General features: G+C 49.1%; 19 protein-coding genes. 16 read left to right on the forward strand and 3 right to left on the reverse strand.

The window, feature by feature from the left end; genetic code table 11:
* Positions 1-84: 84 nt before the first annotated feature.
* The 14 genes from HEN21_RS21455 to excA all read left to right on the forward strand — a co-directional run bounded on the left by HEN21_RS21455 (position 85) and on the right by excA (position 14,316).
* On the forward strand, positions 85-777 hold the full coding sequence (locus HEN21_RS21455) for a DotI/IcmL family type IV secretion protein (protein ID WP_000138552.1): 693 nt from the start codon (positions 85-87) through the stop codon (positions 775-777).
* Between the two features lie 10 nt (positions 778-787).
* A complete protein-coding gene (gene traN / locus HEN21_RS21460; RefSeq protein WP_001191879.1) occupies positions 788-1,771 on the forward strand; it encodes an IncI1-type conjugal transfer protein TraN in 984 nt (327 codons plus the stop codon).
* Positions 1,772-1,773: 2 nt separating this feature from the next.
* Positions 1,774-3,063 carry a conjugal transfer protein TraO gene (gene traO, locus HEN21_RS21465; RefSeq protein ID WP_089559601.1) on the forward strand — a complete coding sequence of 430 codons (1,290 nt, stop codon included), beginning with the start codon at positions 1,774-1,776 and terminating at the stop codon, positions 3,061-3,063.
* The gene (traP, locus tag HEN21_RS21470) at positions 3,063-3,767 is read left to right on the forward strand and encodes an IncI1-type conjugal transfer protein TraP (RefSeq protein WP_001493811.1); all 705 of its coding nucleotides are present in this window, start codon (positions 3,063-3,065) and stop codon (positions 3,765-3,767) included. The genes traO and traP overlap by 1 nt, the downstream gene beginning before the upstream one ends.
* Positions 3,767-4,294, forward strand: coding sequence for a conjugal transfer protein TraQ (gene traQ, locus HEN21_RS21475; protein ID WP_022630880.1), 528 nt, complete (start codon positions 3,767-3,769; stop codon positions 4,292-4,294). The genes traP and traQ overlap by 1 nt, the downstream gene beginning before the upstream one ends.
* 50 nt (positions 4,295-4,344) lie before the next feature.
* Positions 4,345-4,749, forward strand: a complete 405-nt coding sequence (gene traR, locus HEN21_RS21480) for an IncI1-type conjugal transfer protein TraR (protein WP_061066708.1) — start codon at positions 4,345-4,347, stop codon at positions 4,747-4,749.
* 63 nt (positions 4,750-4,812) lie between these two features.
* Complete coding sequence (gene traS / locus HEN21_RS21485) at positions 4,813-5,001, forward strand: putative conjugal transfer protein TraS (protein WP_001277255.1); 189 nt, start codon at positions 4,813-4,815, stop codon at positions 4,999-5,001.
* Complete coding sequence (gene traT / locus HEN21_RS21490; protein ID WP_089559599.1) at positions 4,985-5,785, forward strand: IncI1-type conjugal transfer protein TraT; 801 nt, start codon at positions 4,985-4,987, stop codon at positions 5,783-5,785. The genes traS and traT overlap by 17 nt, the downstream gene beginning before the upstream one ends.
* A gap of 89 nt (positions 5,786-5,874) precedes the next feature.
* Positions 5,875-8,919, forward strand: a complete 3,045-nt coding sequence (traU, locus tag HEN21_RS21495; RefSeq protein ID WP_061066709.1) for an IncI1-type conjugal transfer protein TraU — start codon at positions 5,875-5,877, stop codon at positions 8,917-8,919.
* The gene (traV, locus tag HEN21_RS21500) at positions 8,919-9,533 is read left to right on the forward strand and encodes an IncI1-type conjugal transfer protein TraV (protein WP_000337399.1); all 615 of its coding nucleotides are present in this window, start codon (positions 8,919-8,921) and stop codon (positions 9,531-9,533) included. Before traU ends, traV begins: the two co-directional genes overlap by 1 nt.
* Positions 9,500-10,702, forward strand: a complete 1,203-nt coding sequence (traW, locus tag HEN21_RS21505; RefSeq protein ID WP_033560223.1) for an IncI1-type conjugal transfer protein TraW — start codon at positions 9,500-9,502, stop codon at positions 10,700-10,702. Before traV ends, traW begins: the two co-directional genes overlap by 34 nt.
* Positions 10,703-10,730: 28 nt before the next feature.
* Entirely contained in the window at positions 10,731-11,315 is a 585-nt protein-coding gene (traX, locus tag HEN21_RS21510; RefSeq protein ID WP_089559597.1) for a conjugal transfer protein TraX, read from the forward strand.
* 96 nt (positions 11,316-11,411) lie between these two features.
* Positions 11,412-13,583 carry a DotA/TraY family protein gene (locus HEN21_RS21515; RefSeq protein ID WP_089559595.1) on the forward strand — a complete coding sequence of 724 codons (2,172 nt, stop codon included), beginning with the start codon at positions 11,412-11,414 and terminating at the stop codon, positions 13,581-13,583.
* A gap of 70 nt (positions 13,584-13,653) precedes the next feature.
* Entirely contained in the window at positions 13,654-14,316 is a 663-nt protein-coding gene (gene excA, locus HEN21_RS21520) for a plasmid IncI1-type surface exclusion protein ExcA (protein WP_089559594.1), read from the forward strand.
* 71 nt (positions 14,317-14,387) lie between these two features.
* On the opposite strand, the gene HEN21_RS21525 is transcribed toward excA, so the two are convergent.
* On the reverse strand, positions 14,388-14,597 hold the full coding sequence (locus HEN21_RS21525) for a HEAT repeat domain-containing protein (RefSeq protein WP_079975703.1): 210 nt from the start codon (positions 14,595-14,597) through the stop codon (positions 14,388-14,390).
* Positions 14,598-14,928: 331 nt separating this feature from the next.
* Here HEN21_RS21525 and HEN21_RS21530 point away from each other — a divergent pair, with 331 nt between their 5' ends.
* Complete coding sequence (locus HEN21_RS21530; RefSeq protein ID WP_001054898.1) at positions 14,929-15,105, forward strand: hypothetical protein; 177 nt, start codon at positions 14,929-14,931, stop codon at positions 15,103-15,105.
* 64 nt (positions 15,106-15,169) lie between these two features.
* Here HEN21_RS21530 and dqlB read toward each other — a convergent pair whose 3' ends face one another.
* Complete coding sequence (gene dqlB, locus HEN21_RS23200; RefSeq protein WP_001303310.1) at positions 15,170-15,265, reverse strand: DinQ-like type I toxin DqlB; 96 nt, start codon at positions 15,263-15,265, stop codon at positions 15,170-15,172.
* 497 nt (positions 15,266-15,762) lie between these two features.
* Here dqlB and HEN21_RS21535 point away from each other — a divergent pair, with 497 nt between their 5' ends.
* Positions 15,763-16,014, forward strand: coding sequence for a hypothetical protein (locus HEN21_RS21535; RefSeq protein ID WP_089559592.1), 252 nt, complete (start codon positions 15,763-15,765; stop codon positions 16,012-16,014).
* 71 nt (positions 16,015-16,085) lie between these two features.
* On the opposite strand, the gene HEN21_RS21540 is transcribed toward HEN21_RS21535, so the two are convergent.
* Complete coding sequence (locus HEN21_RS21540; protein ID WP_024179505.1) at positions 16,086-16,238, reverse strand: Hok/Gef family protein; 153 nt, start codon at positions 16,236-16,238, stop codon at positions 16,086-16,088.
* Between the last annotated feature and the right edge of the window lie 259 nt (positions 16,239-16,497).

Consider the following 16,497-nt stretch of genomic DNA (forward strand, 5'->3'; position numbering starts at 1 on the left):
AATATTGGGCCGTTGGTGGAGATATAAGTGGATCACTTTTCATCCGTCGTTGACAAATATTGATCCCTGGAAGGACTACAACCTATGACCGAAAATACCGAGCCATCCTCGCCATCACATCCGGCACCTGACCCGGAAATACTGAAGAGCACAATCAGGGCTATGAAGCAGTCAGAACAGCGGGCAAATAATGTCCCTGCGCTGATAAAAGCGCTTTTATGTACGGGCACATGTCTTCTTATCAGTATTACTGGTAACGCCATTCAGTACTGGCACTCAACGAATGTGGAGCGCGAATATTTCGCTACAGACAATGGTCGTCTGGTCAGGCTGGCACCAACAAGTCAGCCAGCATGGAGTCAGAATGATGCAATGGCCTTTGGCAGCCAGGCACTGGCGACCGCATTCAACCTGGATTTTGTGCACTATCGTTCACAGATCTCCTCCCTGTCTCCGCGTTTTTCTGACGAAGGTTTTGTCGGATATGTGAATGCATTACAGGCATCTAACATTCTGGAGACGATCAAGAAAGAGAAGATGAATCTGACCGCCACGACAGGTGCTGGCGTTCTGGTACGACAGGGACAAATGTCCGACGGCGTATGGTTCTGGACATTCCAGTATCCTGTCCGTATGCGTCTGGTAGGCCAGACAACCAGCAAGCCAGAACAGTCTTTTGTTTTCGAAATCACCATCCAGCGTGTTGACCCCAGACTGAAACCATCCGGTATGGAAATCCGGCAGATGATCTCCCGTAACGCCGGACCGAACTCCTGAGATAAGTAATATGCAATCACGTTATTTACTGAGCACACTGCTCCTGGTGTGCAGCGCCGCCACGTCTGCAGATAACGCAGGATGGCAGAACGCACGCACACCACAAACGACAAATTCTGCCAGCGATCACGTTCAGAACGCCTCCCAAAACACCGGAGGTGTTCCGGCTACACTGGTAAAAGGTGAGCTGCCTGCCCCCGGGCAGGCCAGCCCGCTGGTACAGGATGCGGCAAGGCTTGATTCTGAGCTCTCCGCCGATGAGATTCGCTCACTACGCAGTCTCATGGCGGATAACGAGCGGGCCATCAATGCGCCCATCACCAGTGTTGTACCCCGTATCAGCTCTCTGACAGTTAATCTGTCCCCCGGTGCCAGCCTTCCTCTTGTTCGCACAGCCATGAACAACCTGAGCGTGGTGACATTTACCGATATCAACGGTTCACCATGGCCACAATCCGATCCTCCTTATAACGCGGCACCAAAACTCTTTGATGTGCAGTACAACGAGAACATGGTGACAATCACACCATTGCGGCCATGGGCATCCGGAAACATTTCTGTCTACCTGAAAGGTCTGTCGGTACCGGTCATCCTGAACGTAACCAGTGGCGAAACAGATACGCCGTCATCCAGTCAGGAAATGGACAGTCGTCTGGATCTGCGAATACCACGGCAGGGACCAACCAGCCCGGTTGTCTCCATCCCGACGGATAAGATCGCCCTGCATGATGCAACATTACAGGCATTTCTGGATGGTATTCCTCCCCGGGACCCTTCAGTTAAGAGGCTGAAATTCACAGGTAATGTCCCGGATACAACGATCTGGCAACACGGCGATGACCTTCTGGTTCGTTCCCGGGCGATGTTGCGCGATGAATTTGAACAGACCTTGTCCTCTGCCGACGGAACTCATCTCTGGAAGCTTCCCGTCACCCCACTACTGACTTTCTCTGTGAATGGCCAGTCCGTTCACGTGACACCAGAACTGGAGTAATCATGAGTGCTGAACAGGATGCCGGTAAATCCGGAAAGAAACTGGCTGCCCTGCTTGGACTGGGCAGCATCATCTTATTTGGCGGCGGCTATATCGCGTTTTCCAAACTATCAGGGAGTAACAGCGATATGCAGTCAGCCGTGAACATTAACAGTGCAGCAAGCGGCGGAACGCGCAGCGTTACCGAAACGCCTCACTATCGTGAACTGTTAAGAGCGGATAATGAACGAGGGGCCGCAGCTGCAGCCCGCAATAATCAGACGTTCATTGCCAGTCTTCCACAGGGGCTTGATATTCCGGACACTCCGGAAAAGCAACAACAGCCTGCAGCAAAACCGGAAAACTATGCTCATCGCCAGGCTTCCGGCACACCCCAGGAGGATCGAGCAGCCAGTGAAAAACGTATGGAGCGGCTGCAAAAGCTGATTGTAAGAATAAAAGATCAGCATCCTGCCGGTAGTACACCAACCATAGCAACGACTATGTGGAATAAATCTCCGGCAGAAACAACAGGGCAGAATGGTACGCAGCAATTCGCATTACAGAATGCCAGCCTGTCCACGCCGGTAGCAGAAAAAGGGATACAACTGATACCTGCTCTGACCCGTATACCGGCATATATTGATACTGCAGTGGATTCTGATAACCCGTCATCCAAGGTTATCGCAACCATTCCCGCTGGCCCCTGGGCAGGGGCAACGCTGTTCAGTCCGGGAGTCAAACTGGTGGGTAACGGCGTGGAGATCCATTTCGACCGGATGAGCTGGAACGGCATGGACCTTAAGGTCAATGCATATGCTCAACGGGAAGACAACCTGATGTCATCCGTGGCCAGCAATGTGAATACACGCTGGTTTAAACATATCATTCTGCCGTCAGTGTTAGGAGGTGTGGGCAGTATTGGCACACTTTATAAAGATGCCAACACGCAGGTTATTCAGGGTAACTATGGCACGGTTACCGGACGCGTGGGAATGCCCAGTGGTGAAGCTGTTGCGGGCGTTATTGCCGGTGGTATGACGGAAAGAGGAAGTCAGATATTAACCCGCCAGGCAGAAAGTGAGCCCTATAAACAGGTAGAAGTGTATCAGCATGAAGTCGTATCAATTCTGTTTGTTGACCCGGTAATGATAAACGACGCCAGGTCATCTTCCCTTTCCAGTGGCATTTCCCCTTCAGTTAATCGTACATCACAGGCGGAACAACGCTCGCAGGCACGAATGCAGACAGCCATGGAGCAAAGAAAAGCTGTGATGCAACGTCGGTATGATGAACAACCGGAGACACCATAATGAAACCTGAAACAGAAATAGATGAAACCGGCAGCTTCGGTGAACCCGAAGAGAAACCCGCCCCCTTCTGGAAACGTTCCGTCTGGGGGATATCTGTAGCAACATGGGGGCTATGTGCAGTCGTGTTGCTCGCAGCCATATGGTATCTGTTCCTGAGAGCGCCATCGGAAACAGGCATGCCTTCGTTTAATGATGCGGATGCTGGCGTACAGACCTGGCAAACCACACAAGAATCATCACCTTCCGTTCAGTCCACTGAGACTATGACTGTCCGGACAGGAGAAGATATGAGCCAGCTTGCCCGGGATGTAAAAACAGAGCTGGATAACCGCGATGAAAAAATTCAGGCAACACTGAATATGCTTCACGACAGCATTAACAAGCTGGGCGAAGCTATAAAAAAGGATGAAGAATACGCACAGGAAACGCGCCGTCAGCTGGATGATATCCGGAGCCGCCTGAACGGAATAATGACACAGAAAAGCGTCACTGAATCCTCTTCCACACCGCATCCAGCAAAGAAAAAAACGTCGTCTGTACTTAACGGAATGAAAATCATGTCGATGGAAACTGGCATGGCCTGGATTCGCTGGCAGGGTAGTACCTGGGCTGTCAGAGAAGGTCAGACTCTGGGCAATGTGGTGATCCAGCGGATTGATCCGACGACCCGGACCATCATCACCAGTGCCGGGACGTTACGCTGATGAACATGGATGCCCTGACCGCCATTGAGAACTTTGCCAGCAGTATTTTCAGTGCCGGAATGGATTTCCTGTTTACCTGGGGAGAATTCATCGGGGTGCTCAGCATGATTACCCTGTTTGCCCGCGCCCGTTCAGCCGGTCCGGTAAAAATGTCTCCCGGGAAATTTATTGCAGGGATATTTACCAGCGCCATGCTTGTATCACTCCCGGCAATGATTAACGCCGGAGGCGTACAAATGGGATTCAGGGCTGACTCATTTGGTCCGATTGCATATGTACAACCTCAGACGTTTGGCGCTGCTGCTGGCGCAGCAAATGCAGTTCTGTCGCTGGCCAAGCTGGCCGGTGTGGGATTTGTCATGAACGGGATATCCATCTGGCGCAAGGCCGGACTCGATGGACATACCGCACTGAGTGCCAGTGAATCCGTCAGCAAGGGAAACGTCAAATTTATTGCCGGCGTCCTGCTGGTCTTTATCGATCGTGTCCTCAATGCCCTGCTGGCAAGCATTGGAATCGTCTTCTGATTTTTTTCACCTTCATATAAACCACTGATATATCCATTTAAGGAGAAACTATGTCACGTATTCGTGTCGTGGCGGCCCGTCTGTACGCCGCATTTATCCATGCACAACTGTTTGTAATGTCATGCCGGAGCAAACTGACTAAGTACCTGCTGCTCATTCCCATGATGTTGCTGCCCAAAGCCGTTCTTGCCGATGGAGATCTTGCCGATATGGTTCGCAATGTTGGTGAAGGTGCCAAAACAGCACAGTCATCATCAATCACTATTGCGCAGTTCATCGGCGTAATTCTGTTTCTCGGGGGCCTGATTGGCCTGAAAAAAGTTGGGAAACAAGGGGGGATGGGACTGGCTGGTTGCATTGTATCTATCGTCATTGGGGCGGTACTTGTCGCCGGACCTGAAATGATGAGTCGCAGCCAGAAACAGTTGGGGATGTCCTCAATTTCCATTGGCTAATCTTGTCCAGGGCACTGGCATTTATCCGGTGCCCTTCCTATTCGGCAATACAAGGAGGCACATATGTCTGCCTGGAGCCCGGAGCACATAACGTTACGACGAACAGAAAACGGCAATGTGATTGCCCACGACAGTCGGGACGATCAGGAATTCATTTTTGCAGAATGCTGTTCCGATGAAATCGCAAACATCATTCTGGAAGCCGTGAAACGTTACACCAGTACGGAGCCTGCTCATGCAACACAGCATTAAAGACTTGTGGTTGTATCCCTTTCCAGAAATTGATGTGGTTCATACACAGGAGCCACTGTTACCGGAACCGGAATTAACAACGCCCGGTCGATGTATCTGCTGCCGGCAAAACGTCAGGCACCGTTTCAGACTGGATGACTCATGGCCACTCAGACAGCTTACCGACACAATCAGTGACACACGAGTTCGTCTTAATAAGGCCACAGAACATCTGGATAAGTTAAAAAAGCGTGGTGAACCAGTCGCAACCGGCGAAAAGGAAAAGTACAACACGGCAGTAAAAGCCGCTGAACGGGCGCTTGAGCAGGCCCGTCTGTCTGCCAGACGTCTTTCACTCCGCCATGTACAGAAAGCTGAAATCACCAGTACAGAGTCGTTGTCAGAGAAAGAGCAGGAACTGTTTCATGAAGACGGCCCGCCTTACAGCTTATGTGCTTTCTGCCACACCTGGCATTCACTGAATGGTTATGCCGCAGCACAGGGCGTTATGGTGTGGCTACCCGACCTTCATCCATCCACGGTCGTGGCCCTTAATCGTCGTTCATTACAGGAAGTTTTCAGTAATGATAAGTTCCGGGTCCGGCGGGGACGAGAAGCGCTCTCTGCACTGATGCAAAACAGACTGGCGGTTGAGGATAAATTCCGCAGTTTCCGCCCGGCCGATTTCGCTGACGTTTTTCGTCGCTATCCACCTTCCGGTCGTTCGCCCCTGCGTGAAAAAATGAACGGGATTGCCCTGATTCTGACACCAGATTCATTCATCAAAAAAGAATACGTTGATTGATTTTTCTTCATGCCACTCCAGCGCGGGGTGGCATTAAAAAAATCAAACTGCACAAACCTCCCTCCTGTAAGTCCGGAGTTCCCTCACCTATGAACATAAACCGTTTAATCTTCACTATCGAAGACTGTCTGAACACGCTATCCCGTTTCTCTGTCGCAAGCAGTTTTGTTGAGTATTGCGATTTACGTACTGTAATTGGTCTGGACAGACAGGATCGTGAACGTCGCCCATGGCTGAATTCGCCCTATATTGCAGCCACAAAGCGTGGAGAATATCTCTCTGTCTTTGAAGTCAGCGGTGCTTTCAGGGAAATGGATGAAGCATCCGACCAGACTGGCCCAGGTTCACTGGAATCGCTGATCACCAGCATGAGTGACAGCCTGAATACGGCATATAAAAACAGCGGTCATAAAATCAGCTGCGTTTTCGAGCGTGACCCTGAAATGGGGAAAGAGGAAATCGAAGACATGGTCGCCCCACAAAAACGCTCACTGGCTAATACAGGTATCCAGTTACAGGATGTGGTCGATGAGAAAGTCACAACACTGTCCCCATGGCTGGTCCGGGAGCGTTGCTGGCTGGCGATCTGGAGTGGACCCGACCTTATCAGCAACAGCGATCGCACCGCCCATGATGAGCTTGTCAGAAGACTGGCTGAACGGGTACCGAAAGCACGCTTTGCCCAGTCCCCCTGGCAGTGGACCTTATCTGCACTGAAAATCCGCCACGAAGCTTTTCTTGATAATGTGGAACAGGCACTGAGACATTCATCTGATGGCCTGATTCTCCGGCTTCTGGATATACACGAAGTCGGGCGTGAAATACGTCGTCAGACAGAACGGTACAGCACACCGCGTAACTGGCAACCCCACCTGCCTGAAGATGCCCAGCCAGCAGGATATCGCTGGACTGACGATGAATCCGTACTACATGCTCCTTCATTGCATTTGCAGTTATTCAACACGCAGGTGACCACACAGGGCAACCTGGTTCAGGCGGGCGGACTCTGGCACGGAATGGTATCGATTACTTTACCTCCGCAAAATCTACAGACGTTTAACGAACTGGTCCGTGCCGTCCCCCGCGCAGTCCCCTGGCGCATCAGAATGGATCTGATGCCCGGCGGGATGAAGGCTCTTAATCTGAAGAAAACGCTTCTGACTTACAGCAGCTTCATTTCTGCCGTTCGTCCAATGTATGAATCCGTTATGACCCTGGCGGCAACGGATGAAAAAGAACCTGTCTGCATAATGACCATCATGGCCTCCACGTGGGGAAAAACACGTGAAATATGCACACGAAACCAGGCCATTCTGAAATCGGCCATTGAAGGCTGGGGCGTATGTGGCACCACGACAACATTTGGCGATCCCCGACGCGCCTGGGTGAATACCATTCTCGCGGCATCCGGAGGCTCCGGCCCGGTTCCCCTGTATCCCCCGTTGTCACATGCCATCTCGCTTTTCCCGCTTAACAGGGCAGGCTCTGTCTGGCGAGGTAAAGGGAATCTGATGTTACATACAGAAGACGGTTCCGCATTTGAGGTTGGTCTGGCGTCATCCCAACAAAATAAACATACAGAACTGGCACCAGGCGATCCGGGACTGGGTAAATCAGTTCTGATTAATACGTTGTCGGAAATACAGATATCATCTGCTCAGAAAAACCTGCCCTTCATTGCCTATATCGATAAGGGATACAGTGCTCAGGGACTGGTTCAGCTTATTCGCGACAGTCTTCCTCCGGAAAGAAAAGACGAAGCTGTCGGTATTATTCTGAGCAATGATCCGGAATACACCCGTAACCTTTTTGACGTGATGTACGGCGCTAAAAAGCCTATTACGCCGGAAAAGAATTTCATGTCATCGGTGCTGTGTGCTCTCTGTGTCGATACCGGTACCGGTCAACCCTGTAACCCCGGAGACACCCGACAAATTATCAACCAGCTTATCGAGCTGGCTTTTAAAGAGTACGGTGAAAATAATCCGCGACTTTATCGCGCCTCAACGGAAGAACTGGTGGATTCAGCACTGCAGGACTCGGGACTGTATGAAAAACATGATGCAGCCTGGTGGGCCAGATCAACCTGGTTTGAAGTCCGGGATATGCTCCACAATGCCGGGTATATCATGGCGGCTCAGCGGGCTCATTATCAGGCAATGCCCCAGCTTCCCGAAGTGTCCTCGATGCTGGGCCATACCAGTCTCAGGGATGTTTTCGGTACTGTTCAGCGTGATGGTTCAAACGAGCTTCTGCTGGACTACATCCGCCGCGCCCTGGAGCAGGGACATAACGACTACCCCATGATATCCGGGTATACCCGGTTTATGATCAACCCGGAAACCCGGGTCATCGCTGTCGATCTGAATAATGTTGCCGGTGACAAAACGCCTGCAGGCAGGCTTAAAACCGGCATCATGTACCTGCTTGCAGGTCAGATCGCCGGTGGTGACTTCACCCTGCCACAATACAGGGATGAAGTGTTAAAGCAGCTTCCACGGGAATACCATGAAATCGCTCTTAAACGTATTAACCAACTTGATCAGGAGGTTAAGACAAAAGTTTATGATGAACTGCATAACGCCCGGGGCATTGACTTCATCTGGGAAAATCTGGATACCCAGGAGCGTGAGCAACGCAAGTTTGCTATCCGCACGGTTCTGAGTACGCAGTATCTGAGGGACTACCCGGAAAGCGTTCTTAAGTCAGCAAATACTCTCTGGTTACTGCGCTACAAACCCGAAGATATCCCCGTACTGAGGGATAACTTCAACGTTCCTGAATTTATGCTGAAACGCTTCCTGAAAATGCCGGAAGGCCCGGCACCAGATGGTAGTGGTGTTCCTGTTCTGGGAGTATTCAGGGTAAAAAGTGGCACGCTTGCGAGAATACTCAAATTTACCGTCGGTCCACTGGAGCTATGGGCGCTGAACTCATCGCCAAAAGACAGTGCCCTGCGTAAAACACTGACAAATAAGTTAGGTTCAGTTCGGGCACGTAAGATTCTGGCCGAAAACTTCCCCAGAGGTTCTGCAACGTCATTAATTGAGCACCGGGCGGGCCAACATAACAGTGACAATGTTATTGAAGAACTGGCCTCGGAGCTCATCCGAAAACAGGGATACAATCTCTGATGTGTACAATTCATATCACCCCACGCTGCCGGAGACCTGCCAGAGGGCAGGTATTTCTTAAAAAACTTGAGGTAAAAGGTGACAGTTTCTCATTCACTCTGCCGTCACGTGTCTTCAGGTTACATCCGGCCCCCAATCCCAGAGTGATATACGCCTCGGATGCCAGAACACAGGGAAAGGTCACAGGCATGCGGCTGTTGTTGCCGTCCAGCACAGATGAGCTGATAACAACGGCAATATGGCAGGTTTCTGTCCCGGATGAAGCACCATTCGACGTTCAGCATGTCATCCAGTGGATACTCCCTTCACCGCTGGCTTCGCTGATGTCCGATGATACCTGGTTATGGCCATCCGTTCCCGGAACGCCGGCACTGAGTGCCGGTGACTGGCCTGTTATGGATACTGACCCTTCCACCTTACGGCGCGTCAGACGTCGTTCTTTCAGCATCATCGATAACCGGAACAGGAAAGGTTATATCACCAGGCGATATCAGTGTTTCCCACTGGCCCCACTACCTGAAGACAGAAAATACGACAGCCTTCCTGACCTTGTGCTCCATCCCGAGCAGGAGACAATAAAATGCAAAGAAAAACATTACTCGCAGCCCTTATAGCCACCCTGAGTGGAACGGCATGCCAGGCTCATGCTTATTCAGTCACCGTCGTCGCCAGCCGGCCTGTTGAAGAGCAGGTCATCCCCAGAATGGAAGCCATCAAAGATGTCCTTGGCAACATACTGAGTACCCAGACAGCCACGGGTACCGCTATCAATCAGAACTCTGAAAAGCTGGCAAGTGTCATTGCCCAGAACGGACAGGCGACACGTCAGCAGATGATTTTCAGTAATGAAACTCAGCGCCTCGAGGAGGCACGGAAAAGCTTCACCGTGCCAGACTCCATCTGCAGTGAATCCGCATCAGGGATTGCAACAGAAAGCAAAAGTGCCTCAGCATCCGCAGCCTCAAAACTCAGTAAAGGTGGCGGTGTGAGCAACCGTAACATCCGCGACCGTCTGGCCAGCGCAGCAAACTCTCCCGTGCGGGAAGCTTATGATGGCGCGGCCATACACGCCAGTTACTGTACAGAAGCAGAATATGCACGTTTTGGAGGAACCGCCGTTTGTCCTTCTGTGGGCGAAATACCAGGTGGAGACAGTCAGGTACGCTCGATTTACCACGGCGCAGGTACAGCGGACACACCTGCGGCACTGACATGGGATCAGAAGCAAATAGATGCAGCGACGGCTTACATGAAAAACACTTCCCGCCCCTCTGCCGGTCGTGCTCTGGGTAAAGGAGAAGTGAATACCCAGAGTGGGCGAACCTACGTCGGACTCCAGAACGAATACAACGGCATCATTGATTCTGCGTCGAATCCCCAACTGACGTTGATTGCTGACAGCACGCCTAATGAAAGCACACGTAAAGCATTGGCTGAAACACTGCAGTCAGACTCAGCGGCCGCTTACTTCGACCAGGTGGCTTCACCAGAAGCAAAAGCACGGGGATATATGAGTACCCGTGAGTTTGAAGCTTTTGAGGCTGGTCGGCGCTACGCCAACACAGCATACCTGGTGGATTTACAGGAAATGCAGGGGGATAACCTGCTCCGTGAACTGGTAAGAATCACTGCGCAAATGAACTGGCAGCTGAACGATCTGAAAGAACAGATCCGCCAGGGTAATGTTATCTCTGGCCAGCAACTGGCTCTGACTGCCCGCCAGTATTATGAAAAACAACTCGGTAGCCTTGAGAAAACAATCAATCAGGCAAACGCACGTTGAAAGCTGACGTCAGAACAGGACTGAAAAAATGAATAAGTTACCGGAAAATTCAGACCAGACGAAAAACGTCAAAAAATCACCATCCATAACCCGCATAGCCACCCGGAGGATTATTAACATTTTTGTTCCGCTGATGGAAACTCGCCTGATAACGAATTCTGTACAGCATATGCTAAAGCAACAAAAAAGCAGGCTGGAAAAATTCCGTCAGGTAAATAATAAAAAGGCGCAACTCTGCCTCTCGTGGGAAGAAGCTCTGCAGGCCAGCCATATGTCAGTAGACGATCTGGATCGCCGTTTCCGTCGGCGCAGAACAGCATGGCGGTTATGCTGCTGGAGTCTGCTGGCCATCGCTTTATTCCTCAGCGGTATGCTCTTTGCCGCCTCCTCATTACCTTTGATGACACTGGTACGCGCCATCAGCACTCTTATGTTGATACTGTCAGGCGTCGCTCTTTGTGCTTCCAGAGCTCTGATAGTTACATACCGCCTCTGGCAGTTGCATGAACGAAAAGTCAGCGAACCCGAGCAGGGGACTTTCCGTGATTTTCTGAACGACCGCAATGGCTGGCGCAATGCCACATTAATTGCCGTAACCAGTAAACAATACTGATCACGTCCAGATGCCAGTACCACTGGCATGTCGCCATCCCCCTTAATTAAATCCTGTGTGGCCTTTGCCCATACGCAATTCTATTCCGGAGTTACTGTGAAAATTTTACTTCGCGCACTCTGTGCAGGCCTTGCTATATCCTCACTGCCGGCAATGGCTTCAGTGACCTATCAGGATATTGTGTCTGCCGCCACCAATCCTGACGATCTGTCCCGCCAGGCGCTGGTCACGATATTCGGTGATGTGGTCACCAATCCACTGTCAACCAGCGACCCCACCCTGATCGGAAGCATGTTCTGGGTGTTCAACAATATCATTGCCGTACTTGCTATCGTCTGGTGTATCTTCATTAGTATCCGCCATGTTGTGCGTTCGGGGCATCAGGGACAGGTATTCAGCGTCGGGCGCGATATTGTCGGCATACTGAGTTTCGTCGCAGGTTTTCTGATGATCGTTCCTACCGGAAATGGCTGGAGTCTCGCTCAGCTCATTATGTTATGGGGCGCATCGATAATGGGGGTGGGGTCCGCCAATGTGATGGTGCAAGTTGCCGCTGATAATATCGCAAATGGTTATTCAATGACTGTACAGCCAGTTCAGGCATCCACACGAACAGCAGCGCGTGGCATTTTTGAAATGGAACTGTGTAAGTATGCGGTTAACGCAGGGCTAAATGATTTTAATCAGACGGCCAAATCCTCGACTTCACTGATGACAGAATCAGCTAAAACCGCCAGTGGTAATTACACTGTCACAGTATCCAATGGCAGCGGTATCTGTGGTACTGCCAGCCTGTCAGTAGAAGGGAACGGAACAACAGATCAGTCGACGATTGGAAAATTCTTTAATCCCTTCAGTAAAAACGAATACAGCGGTGTTATCTCAGCACAACGTGCAGCCATGGATAATATGATTAGCGACATGGACAACGCTGCCAGTGAGTTTGTGACAACATTTCTGGAAAAAAGAAATTCTGGCAACGGAACACTGCCGGATATCGAGACACGGATTCAGAGAGCAGCCGACGAGTATGAACGTGCTGTACAAAAATCATTACCTATTGATAACGGAGAACAATCCAGGAAAGAAGCTCTCAAGTCTTATCTCACAACCTATGGATGGGTGACGCTTGGCGCGTGGTATCAGACCTTTGCCACTGCTAACCAACGTCTGGCAGAGCTGGCTGACAGAGCTCCAGCTGTAACCTCAATGTCATCACTGGGAGAAGTTGGTGATACTGACTTATTCAGTGCAGTCATGAGTGCCTACAAGACTCAATTACAGAACACCACCTATACACCGCCTCTGGGCACTGTTACATCAGCCAATGAGCAACGAATGGCTAATGCGCAAGATCCAAACTCTGCAATATCTGCAATATTAGGCAGAAACATGGCGTATTACACAAATCTTATTGCAACAGAAATAAGTGGTTCAGGCACCACCAGTAATCAAGTCAACCCTCTGATAAAAATGAAAAATATCGGAGATATAACAATGGTCAGCACTGAAGGACTCTGGACTATATATACAACTGCCAGAGTTGTAGTTGCCGGTGGCGACGCTTCAATTCTTGTAAAACTATTTAACTCACTAACAGGTGCCGCTTCGATGCTTACCGCGCTGTTTGAAGCACTTGCTCCACCAGTTTACTTTCTTTTGTTCCTGATGTTCTGCGCTGGATTTTCCTTATCAATTTACCTACCATTTATTCCGTTTATTTTCTGGATGACAGGCATCGGGAACTGGATAGTCAGCGTATTAATAGGATGTACCGCCGGGCCTCTGTGGGCTGCAACACATCTCGGGACATCAGAAGACAGAGGAAGTCGGGCAGCCTACGGTTATATATACTTAATTGATAGTATGATAAGGCCGCCCATCATGGTCTTCGGTTTTTTCTTTGCTTCTGTAGCCATCATCGCTGTAGGCACAATACTGAATACATTATTTGGCGCTGCCCTGGTTAACGTACAGTTCAATTCGCTGACCGGTATTTTCAGTCTTGCTGGTTTCCTGCTGATATACGCCAGAATTTGTACAACCACTGTAGCTGCCATATTTGCCCTTCAGGCCTACCTACCTGATCATGTTATTAATTTCCTGGGTGGACGTGATGGAGCTAACACACTTGGCAGCATGGCAAATTCTGTTAAGGAAATATTTATTGGAGGAAGTCGCAATATCCGACATGCTCCCGGAATAAAAAATGAACATCTAAAAGATTTAACAAAAGGGAAAGACGAGAAAGATGGAATAAAAGGATAAGACCAATATAAATATTGCACAACCTCCCCATCGGTATTAGAATAATAAATAGTACGAGGGGAGGCATTATATGAAAACCAAAAAAGAGACAACTGACAGATTTCCAACCTGGTGGCTACTTTATTATGTATTAAGGAAAGCTTATTTCTTTCTTGGCATTCCTTTTTTCCTGTTTTGTGGTGTTATGTCTATCACTGGATTGATAATAGACCCATATTACGGGAAAGACGTTAATGCTTATTTCTACATATTGTTATGGTGGTTCTTATTACTTGCGCCAGGTATATGGATGTATTCACGTGCAAAGACAAGGAGAGAAAAGATAAGAAAAGTTGTACAAACAATAAAAGAGTCAGGCTTCTACTCTCCAGAGAAGGGGTATGAAGGATTATCTTTAACTCAGGGAGCTTATTTTGGTATTGACCTTAAAAATGGCACAATGTTGTATGTCCGTATCTATCCAGGCAACATTATGGATGTTATCGGTTTTGACATTCATAATTTCACTCGTACTGTAACAGACGACAAAACACTGGAAATTCATACAAAATACATCAATCTGCCAATGATTCCTATTCCATCATGGTGTACTCATCCAGAAACCGCATCAAACACCATGCACGCTATGGCAAGTCGAGGATATGATTACCCTGTCGACTTTCCTCGTCTGATTCAGGAAAAGCGTAAGGAGTGGGAGCAGATTGCAGGCATGCCTGTAGCCGAAGTATTTTAAGATAAGCTCCCTCCATAACAGCCGGTTCAAATGAGCCGGCTTTTGTTCATTACAACAGATAACTTATGCCGTTACCGATAAATTCGACCAAGTGCTTTAATCGCAGCAATTTTTATTTCCATATCATCACTTTGACTCAATCTATGTAATTCACGCGTAATGTTCTCCGCCTGACATCGGCCTTCACCTAATGCATAGATCACAGCAAGTGTAACGTCTTTTGATTTACTCTTCATCATTTCAAACAAGAAAGTATTAGCTATCGCAGGAGGCATGCTCATAATCAATCCTCTTCATGAAATAAACAATGGCACTCACTTACAAACAGGAGTCCACTATCGCAAGCGACTCAACTTAGTAATATCTCTCAATTTGAATGAAAAAACCAGATGGCATGTGACAGGGAACCGTCCGCATGATGTCCGTGACTATTTAACCCCATAAGCTGATAAAACATGAATACCGGTATCTCAATGCGAAGAAATAATCTCCGTAGAATCCCCCATGAGAAAAATATCATATGGGAGAAAATCGCAATTATCACAGCCAGTGCATTCATTATTTTCGTTGTGCTCTGGCATTAATTATTTTCAACACAAAAAGGAAAAAACAATGAATCTGGTAGACGCCTTTGTCAAAAAAGTAATATCCGGGCCGTATGAAGAATATGGAAAATGGTGGATAGATGTCGAATACATTTCATGGGGTGTTCCCGGGAAAACAAGACTGATGTTTGACTCAAAGGAGCAGGCACTGGAAGTTAAAGAAGGGTACAAATTTTTAACGTGAGATCTCTTTTTGTTAAAGGGCAGGAAGCGGTCACCTCCTGCCCTTAGTTACGTTTCCAGGCTTATCAGTCGACAAGTTCCCGGATCAGTTCCAGAACAGCAATCAGCGCGTTTGCAACGGCAACCACTGCCCTGAGAACGATGATTAACAGATTAATCATCCGTTTTCCCTTGATAAGGGAGCGAAACACCGCAGCTTACTCATGGGCTGCCTGTCACTACGGTTGCCTCTATTGTTAGATACAGACTGCCTCACTCCGACCAGAGCACCGGAAGCAGCACCACCTGTTATTCCGACCAGGACTTAACAAATCCGTCAGTTGTCGAACTCAGACAATCAGTAGAGCTAACATTTTGTATACTACTTGATTAGCAGGATTTTTGACATAGTGTGGGACAAAGCATAGAATTGATTATGTTAGATACAGACTGTCTTTTCCCGTCCAGAGCAACCAACTCTGTAGCGGAACAGTAAAAAAGCCGACCTCACCAGTCGGTTTTTTTACATCTGTTGTTTCTGCAAATCCGCCCCGCCATGCCCGTCACACCGGGGAAACTCATGCTCTGAATCAGAACCAACCATCTCAACTTTGCCGTCTCCTGAAAAAACTGGCACATTCAGTTCGATAACTACCCATAAATACAGAGAGAAAATCCGATGTCAGAAAAGTGGAGTAAAGAATTCGACTCTTGCTTTCAGGTGGGGAGCATAGAAGAAATTGCCGATGCTCTCGAGAAACGCTGCGGAAGCGAGGAAAATGCGTTAGCCATGCTGGCAATGACAGCCTTCACACTCATGACCCGACGTGGTATCTGCGAAATGCAGAACGTGGCCCCCGATGGCAAAGGCATTCGGCTGGAGCTAATGGGCTTCAGGGAAAATGAAACAATACCGGATACGCTTCATTGAAGAAGAAAGGGCGCAATGAGGTCAGCCTTCGCAACAAAGCGGCGGCAGAAAACCTGCCGCCGTGTTGCCCGTTAACGTTTAACTTCGTAGGCTAACGTTGCCACAAGCACTGTGTTTCCCTGCTGGAGCCGGAGTCCGCAAAGCGAATCCCTCACTATCCAGACAAAACACAGAATCGTCACACAGACGACGATTAACATCATTAAAAACGTTCGCTGTGGCATCATAGCCCCTCCATTGCCTTACGGCGGTTATCGGGCTACTATAATGTTGTTCACGCATTACAGTAGAGCCCTTGGTTGATTGATAAAAAAATCTCCAGGGGCTTTCTGCTGTATACCGTCCACAAAACGCTTTCGGCATACAGCCTCAAGCGCCCGCAGCTATTCTAACGACTTTCGTATCTGTAACAATCCTTTTATTATTTGTGTCAACGACGGATGAAAAGTGATCCACTTATATCTCCACCAACGGCCCAATATT

This window comes from Escherichia sp. 93.1518 (assembly GCF_013368915.2).
Taxonomy (GTDB): domain Bacteria; phylum Pseudomonadota; class Gammaproteobacteria; order Enterobacterales; family Enterobacteriaceae; genus Escherichia; species Escherichia ruysiae.